Source organism: Halomonas piscis (genome assembly GCF_031886125.1).
Taxonomy (GTDB): Bacteria; Pseudomonadota; Gammaproteobacteria; order Pseudomonadales; family Halomonadaceae; genus Vreelandella; species Vreelandella piscis.
Window position 1 is genome coordinate 2,926,569 of the sequence record NZ_CP119391.1, and the last position, 18,953, is coordinate 2,945,521.

The 18,953-nt window shown below is 59.7% G+C and carries 19 protein-coding genes; 2 read left to right on the forward strand and 17 right to left on the reverse strand.

Features of this window, described 5'->3' with window-relative positions; all coding sequences use genetic code 11:
- Positions 1-41: 41 nt before the first annotated feature.
- The 13 genes from P1P91_RS13800 to cuyA all read right to left on the reverse strand — a co-directional run bounded on the left by P1P91_RS13800 (position 42) and on the right by cuyA (position 13,555).
- The gene (locus tag P1P91_RS13800) at positions 42-1,421 is read right to left on the reverse strand and encodes an IS1380 family transposase (protein WP_376717491.1); all 1,380 of its coding nucleotides are present in this window, start codon (positions 1,419-1,421) and stop codon (positions 42-44) included.
- Positions 1,422-1,510: 89 nt separating this feature from the next.
- On the reverse strand, positions 1,511-1,915 hold the full coding sequence (locus P1P91_RS13805; protein WP_311883343.1) for an AbrB family transcriptional regulator: 405 nt from the start codon (positions 1,913-1,915) through the stop codon (positions 1,511-1,513).
- Positions 1,916-2,048: 133 nt separating this feature from the next.
- Positions 2,049-2,537, reverse strand: coding sequence for a universal stress protein (locus P1P91_RS13810; RefSeq protein WP_311883345.1), 489 nt, complete (start codon positions 2,535-2,537; stop codon positions 2,049-2,051).
- Between the two features lie 87 nt (positions 2,538-2,624).
- A complete protein-coding gene (locus P1P91_RS13815; protein ID WP_311883346.1) occupies positions 2,625-3,947 on the reverse strand; it encodes a sodium ion-translocating decarboxylase subunit beta in 1,323 nt (440 codons plus the stop codon).
- Between the two features lie 9 nt (positions 3,948-3,956).
- A complete protein-coding gene (gene oadA / locus P1P91_RS13820) occupies positions 3,957-5,771 on the reverse strand; it encodes a sodium-extruding oxaloacetate decarboxylase subunit alpha (protein WP_311883347.1) in 1,815 nt (604 codons plus the stop codon).
- A gap of 55 nt (positions 5,772-5,826) precedes the next feature.
- A complete protein-coding gene (locus P1P91_RS13825; RefSeq protein WP_311883349.1) occupies positions 5,827-6,093 on the reverse strand; it encodes an OadG family protein in 267 nt (88 codons plus the stop codon).
- Positions 6,094-6,273: 180 nt separating this feature from the next.
- A complete protein-coding gene (cuyB, locus tag P1P91_RS13830; RefSeq protein WP_311883350.1) occupies positions 6,274-7,014 on the reverse strand; it encodes a cysteate racemase in 741 nt (246 codons plus the stop codon).
- Positions 7,015-7,035: 21 nt separating this feature from the next.
- Positions 7,036-8,316, reverse strand: coding sequence for a TRAP transporter large permease (locus P1P91_RS13835; protein WP_311883351.1), 1,281 nt, complete (start codon positions 8,314-8,316; stop codon positions 7,036-7,038).
- 5 nt (positions 8,317-8,321) lie between these two features.
- Positions 8,322-8,879, reverse strand: coding sequence for a TRAP transporter small permease (locus P1P91_RS13840; RefSeq protein WP_311883352.1), 558 nt, complete (start codon positions 8,877-8,879; stop codon positions 8,322-8,324).
- 80 nt (positions 8,880-8,959) lie between these two features.
- Positions 8,960-9,943, reverse strand: coding sequence for a TRAP transporter substrate-binding protein (locus tag P1P91_RS13845; RefSeq protein ID WP_311883353.1), 984 nt, complete (start codon positions 9,941-9,943; stop codon positions 8,960-8,962).
- A gap of 31 nt (positions 9,944-9,974) precedes the next feature.
- On the reverse strand, positions 9,975-11,183 hold the full coding sequence (locus P1P91_RS13850; RefSeq protein WP_311883354.1) for a DegT/DnrJ/EryC1/StrS family aminotransferase: 1,209 nt from the start codon (positions 11,181-11,183) through the stop codon (positions 9,975-9,977).
- Positions 11,184-11,193: 10 nt separating this feature from the next.
- Positions 11,194-12,510 (reverse strand): histidinol dehydrogenase, encoded by a 1,317-nt coding sequence (gene hisD, locus P1P91_RS13855; protein WP_311883355.1) that lies wholly within the window; start codon positions 12,508-12,510, stop codon positions 11,194-11,196.
- A 91-nt stretch (positions 12,511-12,601) separates the two neighbouring features.
- On the reverse strand, positions 12,602-13,555 hold the full coding sequence (gene cuyA / locus P1P91_RS13860) for a D-cysteate sulfo-lyase (RefSeq protein ID WP_311883356.1): 954 nt from the start codon (positions 13,553-13,555) through the stop codon (positions 12,602-12,604).
- A 273-nt stretch (positions 13,556-13,828) separates the two neighbouring features.
- Between cuyA and P1P91_RS13865 the strand changes: the two genes are divergently transcribed.
- Positions 13,829-14,734, forward strand: coding sequence for a LysR family transcriptional regulator (locus P1P91_RS13865; protein ID WP_311883357.1), 906 nt, complete (start codon positions 13,829-13,831; stop codon positions 14,732-14,734).
- Between the two features lie 126 nt (positions 14,735-14,860).
- Positions 14,861-15,346, forward strand: coding sequence for a 5-oxoprolinase subunit C family protein (locus tag P1P91_RS13870; RefSeq protein ID WP_311885810.1), 486 nt, complete (start codon positions 14,861-14,863; stop codon positions 15,344-15,346).
- A 24-nt stretch (positions 15,347-15,370) separates the two neighbouring features.
- Here P1P91_RS13870 and P1P91_RS13875 read toward each other — a convergent pair whose 3' ends face one another.
- The 4 genes from P1P91_RS13875 to P1P91_RS13890 form a co-directional block, all read right to left on the reverse strand.
- The gene (locus P1P91_RS13875; protein ID WP_311883358.1) at positions 15,371-16,405 is read right to left on the reverse strand and encodes a YeiH family protein; all 1,035 of its coding nucleotides are present in this window, start codon (positions 16,403-16,405) and stop codon (positions 15,371-15,373) included.
- Positions 16,406-16,427: 22 nt separating this feature from the next.
- Entirely contained in the window at positions 16,428-16,916 is a 489-nt protein-coding gene (locus tag P1P91_RS13880; RefSeq protein WP_311883359.1) for a universal stress protein, read from the reverse strand.
- 87 nt (positions 16,917-17,003) lie between these two features.
- Entirely contained in the window at positions 17,004-18,344 is a 1,341-nt protein-coding gene (locus P1P91_RS13885) for a TRAP transporter large permease (RefSeq protein WP_311883360.1), read from the reverse strand.
- A 2-nt stretch (positions 18,345-18,346) separates the two neighbouring features.
- Positions 18,347-18,910 (reverse strand): TRAP transporter small permease, encoded by a 564-nt coding sequence (locus P1P91_RS13890; RefSeq protein ID WP_311883362.1) that lies wholly within the window; start codon positions 18,908-18,910, stop codon positions 18,347-18,349.
- Positions 18,911-18,953: the final 43 nt, after the last annotated feature.

Below are 18,953 nucleotides of genomic sequence, written 5' to 3' on the forward strand. Positions count from 1 at the left end.
CGGTCGCTCGATTTCAGGTCCTGAAGCCGTCTCGCCGGGCGTCAACTCAGCGCCGTCAGCTTCGGCAGCCCCTTCAGCAACGTCGGCCACCACTTATCGGCGGCGGCACCCAGATGAAGGGTGATCCGCCGGGCATGCAGCTTCAGTGTGGCGGCGACCTTAAGCACCTGCTCGCGCATCCGACTCAGGCTCCAGCCTTGCCGAGTCTGCCGCTCCAGCAGGCAGCGCAGGCCATGCAGGACCTGATAAGCATAGAGGCTGAGTAGCAGGCTCACCTCGTTACGCGCCATCACGTCCTGAACCGTGGAGGCGCCACGATCCGTCGACGAGAGGTGTACGTCGAGCGCTGATTTCACCTCGCCCATGTGCGCTTCGGCGCTACCGCGCTTGCGGTACAGTGCCAGGACCTTCTCCGGCGGCCAGTCGAACTTGTTGAGGTTGGTGACCAGGAAGAAGGCATGCAACAGCAGGTCATCGGGTCGCTCTTGCACGACCAGTACCACGCGCCGTGGTTCAGGCCAGGTGCCGGCCTGGTACTCCAGGTCATGACACCATTCCCGTGGCTGCTCGGGCGGCCGACCTCGGGGCCGCTTCAGGTACGGCGCCGCCAGTGTCTGCAGCCCCGTGTGACTGCGCAGCCGGCCCAGGTACTCGATGCCGCGATCTTCCAACGCCTCCAGCGTGTCGTTGTCGGTGAACCCGGCGTCGATACGCACCCGAACCTGGGCGCCGGTGCTTTCGTTGAGCCGCTTCACCAGGTGCGGGATCCAGGTATCGGCGTTCTCGGCCGGGCCGGCGTTGCCTTCGCGTAGTAGGCCGCCCACCATGTCACCGGTTTCGGCCAGCGAGGCGACCAGCGGCGAGTAGATGCGGACCCCGTAAAGGCCATGATAGGCCGAGCCACCTTGGTGACCGTGGACCTCGATCGGCAGGCCGTCGATGTCGAGGGTCAACTGCTTGGGTCGCTCGCCGTTCTTCAGCGAGGTCAGGCGCCAGACTACCAGTCGCAGCAGGCCTTCATGCACGGCATCGATGTTGTCGTTGCGTCCAAGGCAAGTCAGCAGCCGCGACAGCGTGGCTTGAGACGGCCGGTCCTGGGCCAGTGGCGTCATTCCACGCGCATCGCTGCAGGCCAGCTGCCAGAGGGGATCACGCCGCAACGTGTCGGTATCGCTGAGGTCGATCCAGCCCATCGCGCGCTGCAGCACCAGGGTTCGCAGCTGGCTGGCCAGCGAGTGGCGGATGCGTAGCGGGTGGCGTTGATCGACCAGATTGTCTTCGAGCGCCTCGATCACACCGCTGTTGTCGAGGGCTTCACGCAGCAGCAGAGCGCCGCTGTCACTGGTGGTGCGGTGGCCGCTCAGCTCGACACGGACGGAGCCGTTGCACGAGGGCGTCCAGGTAGATAGGCTTTCACCCATAGCGGATGGCTCTCTTGGTTCAGGTTCTTGGCGGAACACATTGAATTTTCAAGAGAATACCATCCGCTATCTTCGTTTTCAGGCCGGCCTCATGAATAGGCCGGGATCATGGTAACCAGCGAAACGCCGCCCGGGACGCCGGCATAGAGCGCCGTATCCGCTGAGTAGCCGCCGAGCCGCCGTGAAAACCACACCGAGAACAACATCATGGCCGCCGTCGCGACCAGCATGATCGCCAGGCTCAGACTCCACCGCCCCAGGGCGCCCGAAAGTTCCGGCGTGAACGCCGACCCCAGCATCACCCCGATCACCACCAGCACGCCTTGACGGCTGCGCGTCGGTGAATGCAGTTCCATGCCGGCCAGGCTTGCCGCGGTAGTGGCCAGCATGGCACCCAGCAGCCAGGGCAACGGCAAGCCCAGCGCAAACGCCAGCGTACCGCCGGCAAGCCCCAGCGCGAGAGCGGGCAGCAGCCGAAGCAGGGAAGACAGCAAGGGCAAAGCAGAGTCCCTCAATTCAAAAAGTACGGGCCCGCCAGCGGGCCCGATGAAGAAGTGCCGGCCTTCTCACTGCCGCTGGCGGCCGGCAAGCAGCCTCCCACACTTGCTAGTCGCATCTGCCAGGGGGTCAAGGCGCGGCAGGTACCACCACCACGGGTACCGTCGCGCGCTTGATAACGCCTTTGGTAATCTTGCCGGCGTAAGACGCCCTGCTGCCCTGCTTGTTGGCCGCCATCACGATCATGCTGAAGCCGCCGTCAGTGGCAAAGTGCGCAATGATCGAGCCGGGATAGCCCTCCCGCACCAGCTGGGTAACCCTTTGCTCCTGCACCATTTTCTGCAGCGCCGGATAGCGTGTACAGGCCGTCTCAACTTTTTCGGCCAGCTCAGTGCGTCGCTCCTCGAGGCGCTGTTCCAGCAGCGCGTTCAGGGTTTCGCGGTCGCGGATATTGGTTTTCAAGGTATTGTACATGTCCTCGGGAAAGGACCTGGCGACGTGCAATATGTGCAGCTCGGCGCCGGTGACAAGCGCCAGGTCAGCGGCCTGTTCAAGCACGTGATCGCAGTTGCCGCGCATGCCGATGCTGCACAGGATCCGCTTTTTCTCTTGGGTCATACTGTCTCCTTGGCTTGTCGGGCGGCACAAGACTCAGCGCCTTCAATCGGCACATGCTCTGTGGCCGGCACTAAGCATTTTCTGGCCTTACCCTAAATATTTGATCATAACACCCGCGGCGACGGCAGACCCGATAACACCGGCCACGTTGGGCCCCATGGCGTGCATCAAGAGAAAATTATGCGGGTTGGATTCCAGCCCCACTTTGTTGGAGACTCGCGCCGCCATCGGCACGGCCGACACGCCGGCTGACCCGATCAGCGGATTGATCGGATGCTTGCTTATCACGTTGAGTAGCTTGGCCATCAGCACACCGCACGCGGTACCTATGGCAAAAGCCACGATACCCAAGCCGAGAATGCCGAGGGTTTCTACTGCCAGAAAGCGATCGGCCATCAGCTTGGAGCCTACCGAGAGTCCGAGAAAGATGGTCACGATATTGATCAGCGCGTTCTGTGACGTCTGCGATAGCCGTTCGACCACGCCGCATTCGCGCATCAGGTTGCCAAAGCAGAACATCCCCAGCAGCGGAGCCGCATCGGGGAGAAACAGCACCACCAGAATCAATAGAGCCAGCGGAAAAACGATCTTCTCGAGCGTCGAAACCGGGCGCAGCTGAGTCATGGCGATGGCGCGCTCTTTCTGCGACGTCAGGGCGCGCATGATCGGCGGCTGGATCAGCGGAACCAGCGCCATGTAGGAGTACGAGGCAACGGCAATCGCGCCCAAAAGCTCCGGTGCCAGCAGGCTCGACACATAGATTGAGGTGGGGCCGTCGGCGCCGCCGATAATGGCGATGGCCGCCGCCTGATCAAGGCTGAAGTCCATCCATCCCATCACCGTCATGAGCACTGCACCAAGCAGCGTGGCAAAGATGCCGAACTGCGCCGCCGCTCCCAGAAACAGCGTGCGTGGATTGGCCAGCAGCGGCCCGAAGTCGGTCATCGACCCCACACCCATGAAGATCACCAGCGGGGCGATACCGGAGGCAATCGCCACGCGGTAGAACTGGTACAGCATGCCGTGCGCGTAGCCCGCCTCCATGGCCACATCATTGGCGGAGCGTAAGAGCGACGGCGAGGCGTCACCGCTAAGCGCCTCCCCCAGCGCCTGGCGCCAAGCTTCCAGGTCGCCGCTCGCCGGCAGCGCTACCTTCAGGGCATCGGCCATTGGCTTGAGCAGTTCGGGAGGTCCCTGATGGATGGCCTGTTCGGCGGCCGACAGCGCAAGCCCGGCCTCGGGAATATTCGCCAGGATACCGCCAAACCCGATCGGCACCAGCAGCAGAGGCTCAAACTTCTTGGCAATGGCAAGCCACAACAGCAGCAGACCAATACCCAGCATCACGGTCTGGCCGAGGCTCAGGTTATATAGCCCGGAGCCGTACCAAAGTGTCAGTATCTTTTCCATGAGGTGTCCTTAAAGCACGATCAGCGCGTCGCCCACGGATACGCTGTCGCCTTCCGCTACCTTGACCTCGGAAACCGTGCCGCTCTGGGGGGCCCGCACTTCGGTTTCCATTTTCATGGCTTCAAGAATAAGCACTACCTCGTCCTCGACAACGCTCTCGCCGGGCTTGACGTTGATCTGGAAGATATTGCCGGCCAGCGGCGCATTGATGCTTTCTCCGCTGGAGGCCGCCAGTGCCGGCGCTTCGCTGTCGGCAGACGGCGCCGGTGACGACGGCTGCACCTGGGAAATATCGCCGCCTTCGCTCACCTCGACCACATAAGATGCGCCGTTGACGCTGATCGTATAGGTCTCGGGGCCGGCAGGCGGGGCCGGGCGCTCGGCTTTCTCGGAGACCGCTGGCGAAGTCTCGGACGCTGCCTCACCCGGTACAGGCTCAAAGGCGTCGGGGTTATCGCGGTTTTGCAAGAACTTAAGCCCGATCTGAGGAAAGAGGGCGTAGGTCAGAACGTCGTCGATATGGCGTTCGCCCTCGGCCAGGCGAATATCTTTCTGCTCGGCGGTCTCGTCCAGCTCATCGGCAAGCCTGGCCATCTCGGGCGACAGAAGGTCGGCGGGGCGCTCCGTCACGGGGTCACCGCCCTCCAGGACTCGTTTTTGGAGCGCTTCATCGAAGGGCGCGGGGGCGGCACCGTACTCTCCCTTGAGCAGGGCCTGAACTTCCTTGGAAATCGACCCATAGCGCTCGCCCATCATCACGTTCATCAGCGCCTGGGTACCGACGATCTGGGACGTGGGAGTCACCAGCGGAATCAGCCCCAGGTCGTCCCGCACGCGCGGAATTTCGGCCATGACCTCATCCAGCTTGTCGCCCGCTCCCTGCTCCTTGAGCTGATTTTCCATGTTGGTCAGCATGCCGCCGGGCACCTGGGCGACAAGAATGCGCGAATTGACGCCCTTGAGCGAGCCTTCAAAGGCCGCGTATTTGCCGCGCACCTGGCGAAAATAGGCGGCGATATCCTCAAGCTGTTCAAGGTCCAGCCCGGTATCCCGGTCGGTACCTTCAAGCATCGCCACGATCGACTCGGTAGGGCTATGGCCATAGGTCATCGACATCGAGGAAATGGCGCTATCGACGTTGTCGATCCCGGCTTCTATGGCCTTGAGGATGGTGGCCGTCGACAGGCCCGTGGTCGCGTGACAGTGCAGCTGGACGGGGATGTCCAGCGTGGCCTTGAGCCGGGTGACCAGCTCATGGGCCTCGTAGGGCCTGAGCAGACCGGCCATGTCCTTGATCGCCAACGAGTCGGCGCCCATGGCAGCAATGGTGTCGGCAAGTTCCACCCAGCTTTCCAGGGTGTGCACCGGGCTTTGGGTATAAGACAGCGTCCCCTGAGCATGGCCGTCGTTGGCCTTGACGGCGCCAATGGCGCGCTCCAGATTGCGCGGGTCGTTCATCGCGTCAAAAACGCGGAACACGTCGATGCCGTTGACCCTGGCCCGCTCGACAAAACGGTCTACCACGTCATCGGCATAGTGGCGATAGCCAAGCAGGTTCTGCCCGCGCAGCAGCATTTGCTGCGGCGTGTTGGGCATGACTTCCTTTAGCGCCCGGATGCGCTCCCACGGATCCTCGCCCAGATAGCGAATACAGGCATCGAAGGTAGCGCCGCCCCAGGATTCCAACGACCAGAACCCCACCTGGTCAAGCTTTTCCGCGATGGGCAGCATATCGTCCAGGCGCATGCGCGTGGCGAGAAGCGACTGGTGGGCATCGCGCAGGACGACGTCAGTGATACCTAGCGGGCGTTTCGTCTCGCTCATTGTCGTTTCCTTGTCATTGTGAGCATGGGAGCGTCAGATAAGAACTGCCAAGCGATCAGCGCGGATGATCCCGCCGATAGCGATGCACCGCCGCACTGAGCACGGCGATCAGCTGCTCGTCTTCACGGGCAGGTGCCCGTTCGGCAGCCGCCTGTGGAGAGGCCGATGCGGCTGGGCCAGGGGGCGGCTCGGGAAACAGGCGTCTAATCACCCGGGACATCAGAGTCGTGATCATGACCAGCACGGTCAGAAACACAACCACAAAGCCCATGCCGGCTGCCATGAGCGCGAGACTTTCACTGACTAGCTGGGCATCTTGCATAGAGACTGGCATCCTCCAGACGCAATTGACTCAAGGGTGAAAGCACGTTTACGCGCGGGTCCCACGCTATTGCGAGGTATTTTGCTCGTTCAACCGCATGGCATGGCGTCACAGGCAGCAGACGCTAGCGGCCTGGAGTTCACCCTGGCACGCTCCAAAGAAAACTCCCTGGCCATTGCTTTAGCTCCCCTCGGCGGCGGCTGCCACTCCTTCTGCCAGCACCTGAACGCTATCGATGACGGGAATCTGAGTGGTCAAACCATCGCGGATCACGGAGAGCTCCGTGCATGCCAGTACCAGCACGTCGGCGCCGCGGTGGTAAAGTTCTTCCGCTGCCTTGGTGAAAGCCGCAAGCGTTTCGTCATGATGGCCCTGGCCGCGCTTGACGGCACGGATTATCTCCAGCACCGGCGCTTCGTCTTCGGGGTACAAAAGCGACAGGCCGCGCTCTTCGATAAAGTTTTCATAAAGGCCGATTTTACGCAGCGCCGGCGAGCAAAGCATACCCACTTTGGCCCCGGGCGCCTGGCACGCAACCTCGTCCAGCGTCATCGCCACAATATGCCAGACGGGAATGTCCACCGCCTTCTGGGCATCCTGCCAGTAGTAGTGAGCGGTGTTGCACGGCATCACCAGGAAATCGGTGCCGGCCTGCTCCAGACGACGGGCCATCGCGGCAATGGTCGGGCCGGGGCTCTCCCCGGTTCCTTCAATCAGCGCCTTGATACGCGAAGGCACCTTGGGGTTGTTATCGACCAGCATGTGCACATGCTCGATATCATCTTCGGCCGGCGTGGCATCAATCACACGCTGCATAAACGTCAAGGTAGCGTCGGGACCCATGCCGCCCAGCACGCCAACCATTGCATGACGGTCAGTATGCTGAGCCTCACTAGCGTTATGATCAGCGGTCTTGTTCATGGCTTGCCTATTACCTCTCTGTTAGAAGCCCATGATGCGGGGCAGCATCAGCGACAGCTCGGGGAAAAATGCCAGCACCAGATCAATCACTACCATGGAGCCAACCAAGGGCAGAGCACGCACGGAAATCCGCTCGATCGAGACGTTGGCAATGCTTGAACTAATAAACATGTTTTCGCCCAGCGGCGGCGTAGAAAAGCCGATGCCCAGGCTCACTACCAGCACAATGCCGAAGTGGATAGGGTCTACCCCCAGCTCCATCATGACGGGCAGCAGCACCGGAGTGACGATCATGATGGTCGCCAGAATCTCTATGAACATCCCGACTATCAGCAGGAACCCTATCACCAGTAACCATATTAACCACAGGCTATCGGTAATATAGAGAATACCCTGAGCAATCATCGCCGGTATCTGGTGCTCTACCAGTATGCGGCCGAAGGCAGTGGCGGTAAACATGATGATAAGCACGCGCCCGGTGAGCCAGGTCGTGCTTTGAAAGGCCTCATTAAGGCCGCGCAGGGATGACTCCTTGTGAATAAAGACACCCACAAACAGAGCATAAAAAATCGATACCACGGCGGCTTCGGTGGGAGTAAACATGCCGGAGTAAATACCGCCCAGTATCACTACCGGTGCCATTAGTGACCAAATACCGTCCTTCAGAGCCTTGGCGACACGTTTGACGTCGTAGCTGTGCCCTTCTGTTTGATAGCCGTTGCGTTTGGCCGCGATATAGTTGGCTGTCACCAACCCTACACCGAGCAGCATCCCGGGGATCACCCCCGCCATGAACATCGCCGAGATCGACTCGTTGGCCGTCACGCCATAGATGATCAACGGCATACTGGGAGGGATGACGACGCCTAGCCCCCCGGCCGTTGCGGTCAGCGCAGCCGGATAGCTCTTGCCGTAACCCCGCTCGATCATCGCCGGAATTACCAGCATCCCCACCGCCGCCGTTGTGGCCGGACCGGAGCCGGAAATGGCACCAAAAAACATGCAGGCAATGACGGTAGCCGCGCCAAGGCCGCCGGCAGCGGGCCCGGCAAGCTCTTCGGCGATATAGATCAAGCGTCGAGCAATGCCCGCATCACCCATCAAGGCGCCGGCAAGAATGAAAGAGGGTAGTGCCATGAGGGGGAACGAGTTGATAGCGGAAAAGGCCAGCTCTATCAGCGAGCTTATGTCCTGCCCGCTGACCACGTAGACCGCCATGGAAGCCACGCCCAGGGCAACTACTATTGGTGCGCCAAGCAGCAGCAGCACTCCGAAAAAGGAAAAAAGGACTGTTGCGGCCATTGTTCTTACCCCTTGTCCGTGTTCGAGTCAGTATTATTTTTCTGATAGGACTCGTCCTCAGTAATCTTGTCGGTTTCCTCCTTTTCCACATCACCCGGTTCAATACCTTTTACCAGCTTGAGATACTGAACCTGCAAAACACGAAATGCCATCAGGGTAAAAGCAATAGGGAAAATAAAGTAGACGTAAGCCAGAGACCAGCCCAACGCCGGAGATTTATAGGGAAACTCAAGCAGCAGATCAATAAGCTCAAGACTCTTGTAAGCAAGCACCAGGCAAAAACCTGCCCAAATAAGGTCTACAAATAACAGCAGCCCCTTGGCCATATTCTTGGGAAGCAGGTTGATATGCACCTGCAGCCGATTGTGCGCACTCAGGTGAGCCGCATGAGTCGCCCCTAGAAACACAAACCAGACAAAAGAATAGCGTGCCAGCTCTTCAATCCATGACATGCCAATGCCAAGCACCATCCTCATGACTACCTGAACAAAGAGCAGGATGACGAATACGGCAAGCAGGGCGCGGCAGGCGTAGTCTTCTATATAATTGAGTTTTGATAACACGAGAGCATCCTCCCCTCAGGGGATAAGTGATCATAGCCAGGCCGGGCAGCAGCATGCTTCCCGGCCCGGCCCTACTTCACTCAGCGGCCCAAAGCTTTTTGCATTTCATCGAAGGCTTCCTTGCCGCCGATCTCGTCATAAAACTCCGGCCAGACTTCTTCCCTGGCAATTTCAATCCATTTGTCCTCATTTTCCAGAGTCGATACCTCGACGCCTTCTTCTTCCATGTTCGCGCGTGCCTTGGGCGCTTCGGTCAGCTGGAACTGAAGCGCATACAGCTGCGACTCCAGGCCTGCCCGATCAATAATCGCGCGCTCTTCTTCCGATAGCTTCTGATAGGTTCTAGCCCCCATCACAATAGGCTGTAGCGAGTACTGGTAATGCACTTCCGTGAGGTAGTCCTGCACCTCGTAAAACTTCATCGTATTGTTGACGATATAAGGATTGTCTTGCCCATCGATGACGCCCTGTTGCAGCCCGGTAAAGACTTCCGGCCAGGACATGCTGATGGGATTGGCTCCCCAAGCCTCGTAGGTAGAAACCATCTGTTCGTTCTGGGGCAGCCTCACCTTGAGACCGTCCAGCTCCTCTAGCGTGGTTATCGGACGCTGGGAATTCGTCAGGTAACGAAAGCCTGAATACAGCCAGCTGACAATGTGGACGCCGGCGTCTTCCTCGGCAATATTGTTCCAGCGATCGGCCAGCGTACCGGTAGTCGCCTTGACGGCATCCGCATGGCTGCGGATGGCATAGGGCATGGTCAGAGCGCCCAGGCGCGACGCGTAGGGCGTTAGGTTACCTACGCCTACCAGGGCAAAATCCAGCTTGCCGATGCGGGTACCCTGGATCATTTCTGTCTCGGCGCCCAGCTGGCCGCCGGGGTACAGCTCTACCTGCATTTCGCCATCGGAAAGCTCTTCGACCATTTCCTTGAAGCGCTGCGCCAGCGCCCCCTGGTCCGAGTCCATGGGATCTCCCATGCCGAGCTTGAACGTCTCGGCCTGGGCGGCCTGAACGCTCAGGAGGGAAAAGACGGCAGTTGTTAATAATGCTTTCTTGTACATTGTTATCACTCCAGTCGATAAGCGGTGAGTGTTACACAGTGTTGGATTTGCTGATGACTTCATTCATAGCATCGTCCATCAGCTGAATAATGTCGTCGCAGTCTTTCTCATCAAACGTCAACGGTAGGCGCAGGTCACAAAGCGTGGCCAATACACGATCGGCGTTGGGCAGTGGCCGAGTCGCGGGGAGATACCCCCAGCTATCATAGCGGCTGGTGTAATCTGCCGGCTGTGCCTGGCCGAACCACTTGACCGGGATACCGCGCTCGGCACAGCCAGCGACGAAGCCGGCAATATCTTCTCGGGTCAGCGACGGCAGACGAAACTGGATCGAACTGCCGACAAAGTCTTCCTTTTCATGGCGCGGAACGCGCTCAAAACGCTCCATGCGGGACAGGCCGGCATCCATGCGGTGATAGAGCGCATTCCAGCGCTCCTTGCGCGCTTCAAGCTCGGCCAGCTGCGGCCGCAGAACGGCTGCCCGAAGGTCATCCATCCGCCCGCTCATATTGGGCGTCACCAGTCGGGTATCGCCATACCCTGCCGCTTCCGGCGCGGCCAGATGACGATCGTAAAACATGTAAGACCCCGAGAGGATGACCGCTCGGCGCATCACTTCGGGATCGTCCGAACTCAGCACCCCGCCTTCACCCGAATTCAGGTGCTTATAGGTTTGCGTGCTGTAGCAGCCTACCTTCCCGAAGGTGCCGCTTGGCTTGCCGGCAAAGTTGGCCCCCAGCGTATGGGCGCAGTCCTCGATCAGGGTAATCCCATGGGTCTCACATACCGCCATAACAGCGTCCATGTCGCCAATGTGGCCGCGCATATGCGATAGCACGAAGAAGCGCGCGCCGGACTCCCGCGCTGCCGCCTCAAGGTCATCCGGATCAATGGTGGTATCGTCCAGGATGTCGACCAGTACGGCCTCCCCACCTGCGGCATGAATACTGCCCGGTACGGGCGACAGCGTGAAGGCATTACACAGCACGGCATCGCCGTGCTGAAGCCCGCAGGCACGCAGCGCCAGCTGCAGCGCATAGCCGCCCGAGGCACAGGCCAGCGCGAAAGGCACGCCAAGCGCGTCGGCAAACTCTTGTTCAAAGAGTGCTGTCTCGCCCTTCTCGCCTTCTACCAGGTTATAGCGGTGCAGGCGCCCGGTGCGCATGAGGGCCACTGCCGCGTCAATCGAGGCGTCGGAAAGCGGCTCTTGCTGGGTGAACGATTTCGAGAAACGGCGCATTTGGCGTACCTCAATAGCGCTGCTGACGGTGGACCGGAAACTGCCAGTCCTCGTCGGGAAAATATTTGATCAGACGCCAGTCGCAGGCCCGGGCATGCCCTTCCATGCCTTCCACCCGGGAAATGCGTGAACCCACCGCGCTGAACGTGCGGTTGGCCTCTTCGCTCAGCTGCTGGGTCGTCAGCACCTTCATGAACTTGTGCACGTTCAGCCCGCCGGAATAGCGGCCAGCCCGTTTGGTGGGAAGGATATGGTTGGTGCCGGAGCACTTGTCGCCGTGTGTGACCGTGCTGCCCTCGCCCAGAAACAGCGACCCATAGTTGGACAGGTTCTCTTTCCACCAGTCCAGATCCTCGCACAGGACTTGCAGGTGCTCACACGCGTAGCGATCGCTGATCTCAACGATTTCTTCACGGCTGTCACCGACGATGACTTCACCGTGATCACGCCAGGCAGCATGAACGACGTCAGCGTTGGGCATGTCATCGGCGACCTTGGGCACCAGCTCAATGACTTTTTTCCCTACCGCTTCGCTGGTGGTGAACAGCCACACCGGCGAGTTGGTCCCGTGCTCGGCCTGAGACACCAGATCGACGGCAATGGTCATCGGATCCGCTTGATCATCGGCGATGATGGCCGACTCGGTGGGGCCGGCAAACACGTCGATACCCACCTGACCAAACAGCAAACGCTTGGCTTCGGCCACGTAAGCGTTGCCCGGGCCAACGAGAATATCTGCCTCGCGGCCGTCGAAGAGGCCAAAGGCCATGGTCGCCATGGCATGCACGCCGCCCATCTCAAGAATCACGTCGGCGCCGGCCACATCGAGCGCATAGGCCACGGCCGGATTGATGCTGTCGCCGCGCGGCGGCGAGCAGGCGACCACGTGAGGCACGCCTGCCGCCTTGGCAGTGGCGACGCTCATCAGCGCCGATGCCGCATGGGCAAAACGCCCGCCGGGGATATAACACCCGGCGCAGTTAACGGGCAGCACTCGCTGACCAAGGCGAACGCCGGGCTCGGTCTCGATCTCGAAAGAGGTGAGACTATCGCGCTGCGCGTCGGCGAAGCGCCGAATCTGACGATGGGCAAAATCGATATCGTCTTTCACCGACTGGGGCACGCTATCGATAAGCTGCTTGCGCTTGGCGTCGCTGAGCGTGAAATCGGAGGTCCAGCCGTCAAACTTTTCAGCATAGTCACGTACCGCGGACTCCCCGCGCTTGCGGATATCCTCCAGCATTTGCTGCACCGAGGCAGTGATGCGCTGATCTTCGGAGGCAGCTTCTTCTCCTCCCTCCGCCGGCTTAAGATACTGAATTGTCATTGTCTTCTCCGAAATGGAGCTAAAGTTCAAAGGATCGTTGAAGTTGCCCAAAGACACTTAGCCGCTCAGCGGCCCGGCTCAGGCCTGCGCGTTATGCCTGGTAGTCAGGAAGCCCAAAGGCGTTGGTATAGCCAAACAGGGCAACGCTTCCGCCGGTGTGGAGGAAGACAACGTCTTCACCTTCCTTGAAGTGCCCCTGACGAATCAGGTCGATCAGCCCGGCCATCCCCTTGCCGGAATACACCGGATCGAGCAGGATGCCTTCGTGGCGCGCCAGCAAGGTCACCGCTTCCACCATGCTGTCGGTGGGGATACCATAGCCGTCGCCGACGTAGTCGCAGTTGGCAACGACCTTGTCGCGCTTGACCACGTCGGACAGCCCCAGCTTGGCTTCCGTCTTCTGCGCCAGGGCAAAGACGTTGGCTTCCTGCTTGTCCTTCGGAGCGCGCACGCCGACACCCAGTATCGGGATGCCCGCGTTGCAGGCCTCAAGGCCTGTCACCAGCCCGGCCTGCGTGCCGGCGCTGCCGGTTGCGTGTACCAGGTGATCGATCTGCAGCCCCATGTCGTTCGCCTGCGTCAGCAGCTCCAGCGCTGCGTTCACATAGCCTAGCGCGCCGATTTCATTGGAACCGCCGCCGGGAATAATGTAGGGCTTCTTGCCTTCGCTTTTCAGCTGCTCGGCCAGCTTTTCCATCTCGGCTGCCATGTCGGCACCTCCGGGACGCTTGCTGACGGTAGCGCCGTGCAGCTGGTCGAGGAGGACGTTACCGTTGTAGTTGTAGTCGGGAGCCTCACTACCGGTACGGTCTTCGAGTAGAATGTGGCAATCCATTCCCAGCTTGCAGGCCGCGGCAACGGTCTGGCGGGCATGGTTTGACTGGGTAGCCCCCTGGGTGATGATGGTGTCGGCGTTTTGCTCCTGGGCATCGGCCATCAGAAACTCGAGCTTGCGCGTCTTGTTACCGCCGGTGGAAAGCCCGGTGCAGTCGTCGCGCTTGATCCACAGGCGCGGCCCGCCCAGCAGGCGGCTCAGATTGTCCATGGGCTCTAGCGGTGTCGGTAGATGGCCAAGCCGAACACGGGGGAAACGGGAAAGATGCATACGGGCCTCCAGGCGGGTGGTTTTGTGCATAGCGTGCTCTCATCGCAACCATCGGCTAAATAACGGAATACTACGTTTCACAACCGATCGGTCTGCCCTCAACGCTAGCTCTCAGGTCTTGCTGCTTGCCAATGCCAAGTTACTCACTAGCGGTTAATTTTTTGCATGTATGGTAAAAAATACCAATATCGTCGATTCTTTTAGGACATTTACATGAAAACGGAGTGGCTGGAAGACTTCTTTGCCTTGATCGAGGCCGGGACCTTCTCCCAGGCCGCCGAGAGGCGCCATGTTACCCAGCCGGCCTTCTCGCGCCGTATACGGCAGCTGGAAGAGTGGCTCGGCGCTGAGCTGATCGATCGCACTTCGTCTCAGCTAACGCTTACCCCCCACGCCCGAACGTATGAGGTGCCGATGCGCAACTGGCTCGCCGGGCTCTATGCCATGCGCAGCCGCATACGCGCCGACGTGGAGCGCGGCCCGCGCGCCATTCTGACCACCCAGCACACCCTGACCGTCAGCTACCTGCCGCAGCTGCTGCGCTACTTTCGCAACCGGGCGCCTGAGGCGCGATTACAGGTCAGGACGGCCGACCGCATTGACTGCATCCACGATTTCCAGCGCGGCGAAGCGGATCTGCTGCTGTGTAACGAGGTGGTGGATTCACCGCTGTTTTTGTCTCAGGACGATGTCGAACGCGTCACCCTGGGCACCGAACAGCTGATTCCGGTATGCGCAGCCGACCGCCTGGGCCGGCCGATATACGATCTGGACAGTGAAGCCCGCCTGCCGCTTATCGGCTACGATGACAACAGCTTTCTGGGCAAGATTCTGGCAGCGCCCTACCTGCTGAACCTGCAGCGCCGCTATGAAATTGAGCTGGTTTGCGAAACGGCCTTCACCATCGGCATTCGTGAGCTTTCACTGGCCGGACTCGGCGTCGGCTGGTTGCCCCACGGCCTGATTGAAGAAGACCTGGCGGCGGGCAAGCTCGTCTCTCTGCTGGAAGTGCTCGGCGGACCCAAGCTGGTAGTGGCATGCTACACCCACCCCCAGGACGACGCCTCTAGCGTTAATCAGCTCTGGCAGCTGCTTAACGAGCGTCCACCTACCCTATAATCCTTGCCTTGTCGCTCGAGAGTCGGGAAACGCGAGGGATTTGCGACGAGCCGCGGGTGAGCGAGGCACAAACACGGCACCAGTGCCACGCTAAGACAGGCTGGCCACGACGGCCACGGCAGCCCGCTGACGGAAGGCGACGTCCTGATGGTAAGCGAGGCCGCCTCCCAGCGCGCCAATAGCCAGCACGCGCCGGAGGAGGCAATACCGGACTATCGGGCGACGCCCGAGCTGGCGCTGATTCCGGGCGCGCAGATTGCCGAGTTCGACGGCGCCAGCCTGTACGCAGCATTCAACCGGCCCTGGCACATTGACGACCGGGCTGACCGCATGGGCGTGCGCCTTTGTGGCCCGGCGCTTCGCTGCCGTCTTGACCGGATGATTTCGGAAGGGCTCGGGCTGGGCGCCGTCCAGGTCCCGTCGGACGGCCAGCCCATCGCCCTGCTCAACGATCGCCAGACCATTGGCGGCTACCCGCGGCTGGGAGCGCTCGCCCCTCTGGCCTGCGCCCGCCTGGCGCAGTGCATGCCGGGGGACACCGTCACCCTGAAGCCCGCATCAGCCGAGGCGGCGCTTGCCCACTACCGCCGCTTTATCAGAAGTTTGCACTAAGGGACGGCGTCAACGCCGCCCTCCCTACATCCCTGCCAGGCCAAAATAAATGCAGGCCAACACCAGCAGCAGCAAGAAAAGCGTTTCCGCCATCATCAGGATGACCGGCTTCCAGCCCACCACGGCAAGCTTCTGGAAAGATGTCTTGATACCCAGCGCCGCAATGGCCGTGACCAGACACCAGCGCGACAGGTCGGTAATCGCCTCGGTCGCCATCGTGGGAATCCAGCCTAGGCTGTTGATCAGCACGATGACGACAAACGCCACCAGAAAGCTGGGCAGAAGCGGCATTTTCCTGCCTCCCTCTTCCTGACGGCTGTTGCGGAAAATAAACATGAACACCATGACAGCGGGAACCAGCATCGCCACGCGCATCAGCTTGACGAAGGTAGAAATATCGCCGGTACCTTCGGAAATCATGTAGCCGGCCCCCACCACCTGCGCGACGTCATGGATGGTACCCCCCAGGAGAATCCCGGCATCGCTGTCGCTCAGGTTCAGCGCAGAGACGAGCAGCGGATAAACGATCATCGCCATGGTAGACAGGGTCGTCACCCCGGCGACGGTCATGATGGTATTGCGCTCGTGCGTTTCATGGCGTGGCATAACGGCGGATAGCGCCAGCGCCGCTGAAGCGCCGCATATCGCGACCGAGCCGCCGGTCAGCAGCCCCATGTCACGCTCAAGCCCCAACACGCGGGCCAGCAGAGCGCCGATTGCAATCGTCAGCGTGACGCCGCCAATCACCGTCACCAGGGGACCGATGCCCAATTCGGCCACCTGCTCGAGCGTGATACGCACCCCGAGCAAGGCCACCCCCAGGCGCAGTATCGTGCGTGCCGAAAACTCGATACCGGCCAGGCAGCGACCTTCTTCCGAGAGAAAATGCAGCGTCATACCGAATAGCAAGGCATATAGCAGCGTGGGACCGCCGTAGTTATCGGCAATAAACGTCGTGGCCAGGGCAATAGTGACGCAAATAATGACCCCGGGCATGACTTGCTGGCCCCTGGCAAACAGGTTGGGCAACGACAGTCGCGTTGGCTCGAGACTCGCCATCTTTTTATCACTCCTGGAACTATCAGCTTGCGTTGGGCATCACCACCACCGGCACCCGCGCGCGTTTGATCACGCCCTTGGTGACCTTGCCGGCGTAGGACGCCATTTGATGTTGCTTGTTGGCCGCCATGACGATCATGCTGATGTTTTCCTGGCTGGCGAAATGGGCAATCACCGAAGCGGGATGCCCTTCAAGCACGGTATTGACAATGCGGCCTTCTTCCATGGCCTTTTTCAGCGGCGGGTACTGCTGACAGGCAGCGTCAACGTTTTCTGTCAGCTTTTCGCGCCGCTCCCTGATGCGCTGCTGCATCATCGCTTCCAGAGCCTCGCGATCACGGATGTTGATTTTCAGCGTGTTGAGCACGTCACCCGATAGCGGCTTGATAACGTGCAAGACATGCATATCTGCGCCGGTTGCGTTAGCCAGAGCGAGGGCTTTTTCCAATACGTGACCATCGTTTCCGCGCAAGCCGACGCTGCACAAGACAGACTCATGTTCTTTCGCCATGCTTCCTCCTCCACTATCTCCTCCACTATCTCCTTCCCTACCTCGCCCCATCTCAAGCACGCCGTAGAGACGTTTTTAGCTATGGCTTTAATAACCCAGCAAACGAGGTAGCCACAAGGACAGCTGAGGGAAGTAGGCAATTACAAAAATGGCCGTGATCGAAGCCGCCGCAAAGGGCAGTGCCTTGAGGGAGATCTCCTCCACCGAGCATCCCCCGATCCCCGAAGCGACAAAGAGGTTTTCCCCCAGCGGCGGCGTCTGAAAGCCGATGGCCAACGAGCACACCACCACAATGCCGACGTGAACCGGGTCCATCCCCAGCATATACATGATCGGCAACAGCACCGGGGTAAGGATCATGATGGCGGCCAGGGTTTCCATGAACATGCCCACAAACAGCAGAAAGCCGATAATCATGGCCCAGATCAGATAGAGGTTATCCGTAACCGCCAGCATGACTTCGGCAATATAGGCCGGCACCTGGTTCTCAACGAGCAGGCGGCCAAAGACCGTCGCGGTAAACAGAATAAGCAGCACCCGCCCGGTAATCCAGGTCGTGGTCTCCAGCGTTTTCAGCGCCGGCTTAAGCTCCAGTTCCTTGTGCAGGAAAATCCCTACCACCAGGGTATAGACGATTGCCACCACGGCGGATTCGGTCGGTGTAAAAAGGCCGCTATAGATACCGCCCAAAATGATGATAGGTGCCAGCATGGACCAGATACCCTTGCGCAGGGTGGTGCGAATATCCGCCATGGACCAGTGTTCGCTCAGCCCGCGGTAGCCACGCTTGCGTGAAATGAAATAGTTGACCACAAGAATGAATCCGGCAATGACCATGCCGGGAATAATGCCGGCAATAAACAGCTTGGGAATGGACAGTGTCTGGAAGGGGCCGTGCTCGGCAATCGCCTCGGAGGGCGGCTGCAGCCCCATGCCCGAGATGCCGAAAATCACCATCGGAATAGAGGGCGGGATCACCACGCCCAGCCCCCCCGTTGAGGCCGTCACCGCCGAGGCGTAGCCGCGGTCATAGCCGCGGTTCGACATCGCCGGAATCATGAGCATGCCCACGGCCGCGGTCGTTGCCGGGCCGGAGCCGGAGATGGCGCCAAAAAACATGCAGGCAAACACCGTCGCCGCCGCCAGGCCGCCCGATACGGGCCCGGCAAAGGCTTCTGCTATGTCGACCAGCCGCTTGGAAATACCCGATACTTCCATCAGCGCGCCGGCAAGGATAAAGGCCGGCAGCGCCATGAGAGGGAAAGCCCCCACTGAGGTAAAGGCCATTTGGACAAAGGCCAGCGGATTTTCCCCCAGGGTAAGATAGGTGGCCAATGCGGCCACGCCCAGCGAGATCGCAATGGGAGCGCCCAGCACCAGCAGCAGGAAAAACACGCCAAACAGAACATAGACAAGCGTCGTGACCATTTTTATTCTCCCCCGTTTTCTTTCAGCTGCGGCTCATCCCGCTCTTTTTTGTCTATGCTGTCGAGCTCTTTCTCCTCAGCGTTTGGAGCAGATTTTTCCTTAAAGAACTTGAGGTAGTTCTTCTGAACAACTCTTATCGTCATTGCCACAAAGGCAATGGGCAATATGAAATAAAAGTACTTCATCGGGACGCCCATGGTTTGGGAAGTCCAGAAAGCGTTCATTCTGTTGAACACAAAGTCATAGCTCAAATATATAAAGACGGCATTAAAGCCAATCCAGACAATATCTGTGAGCAGCTCACAAAACGTTGCCACCCACCGGGGAAACAGTTTGAACTGAAAAGTGATACGGTTATGAGCCGACAGCTTCGTACCATAGGCGGCGCCCAGATAGGCAAACCAGACAAAGGCGTAAGTTGCCAGCTCGTCGCCCCAGGGTATAGAGTAGCTGAAGATATTCCTCATCACGATTTGCACAAACAAAAGCGCAACAAACCCTACCAACAGAAGCTGGCAAAGATACCCTTCTATATTATCTATAAAATAAAGCAGCTTCTTTTTCATATCAGCTACCACCTGACAAGACACTCGAGAAAGTGGCACCCGG

Coding starts and splice junctions, on each gene's coding strand:
- P1P91_RS13850 (WP_311883354.1), bottom strand. CDS start 11,183: ATGCGCCGTTTCTCGAAATCGTTCACCCAGCAAGAGCCGCTTTCCGAC.
- P1P91_RS13885 (WP_311883360.1), bottom strand. CDS start 18,344: ATGGTCACGACGCTTGTCTATGTTCTGTTTGGCGTGTTTTTCCTGCTG.
- P1P91_RS13800 (WP_376717491.1), bottom strand. CDS start 1,421: ATGGGTGAAAGCCTATCTACCTGGACGCCCTCGTGCAACGGCTCCGTC.
- P1P91_RS13810 (WP_311883345.1), bottom strand. CDS start 2,537: ATGACCCAAGAGAAAAAGCGGATCCTGTGCAGCATCGGCATGCGCGGC.
- oadA (WP_311883347.1), bottom strand. CDS start 5,771: ATGAGCGAGACGAAACGCCCGCTAGGTATCACTGACGTCGTCCTGCGC.
- P1P91_RS13825 (WP_311883349.1), bottom strand. CDS start 6,093: ATGCAAGATGCCCAGCTAGTCAGTGAAAGTCTCGCGCTCATGGCAGCC.
- P1P91_RS13875 (WP_311883358.1), bottom strand. CDS start 16,405: ATGGCGAGTCTCGAGCCAACGCGACTGTCGTTGCCCAACCTGTTTGCC.
- cuyB (WP_311883350.1), bottom strand. CDS start 7,014: ATGAACAAGACCGCTGATCATAACGCTAGTGAGGCTCAGCATACTGAC.
- P1P91_RS13845 (WP_311883353.1), bottom strand. CDS start 9,943: ATGTACAAGAAAGCATTATTAACAACTGCCGTCTTTTCCCTCCTGAGC.
- P1P91_RS13815 (WP_311883346.1), bottom strand. CDS start 3,947: ATGGAAAAGATACTGACACTTTGGTACGGCTCCGGGCTATATAACCTG.
- cuyA (WP_311883356.1), bottom strand. CDS start 13,555: ATGGACAATCTGAGCCGCCTGCTGGGCGGGCCGCGCCTGTGGATCAAG.
- P1P91_RS13880 (WP_311883359.1), bottom strand. CDS start 16,916: ATGGCGAAAGAACATGAGTCTGTCTTGTGCAGCGTCGGCTTGCGCGGA.
- P1P91_RS13835 (WP_311883351.1), bottom strand. CDS start 8,316: ATGGCCGCAACAGTCCTTTTTTCCTTTTTCGGAGTGCTGCTGCTGCTT.
- P1P91_RS13865 (WP_311883357.1), top strand. CDS start 13,829: ATGAAAACGGAGTGGCTGGAAGACTTCTTTGCCTTGATCGAGGCCGGG.
- P1P91_RS13890 (WP_311883362.1), bottom strand. CDS start 18,910: ATGAAAAAGAAGCTGCTTTATTTTATAGATAATATAGAAGGGTATCTT.
- hisD (WP_311883355.1), bottom strand. CDS start 12,510: ATGACAATTCAGTATCTTAAGCCGGCGGAGGGAGGAGAAGAAGCTGCC.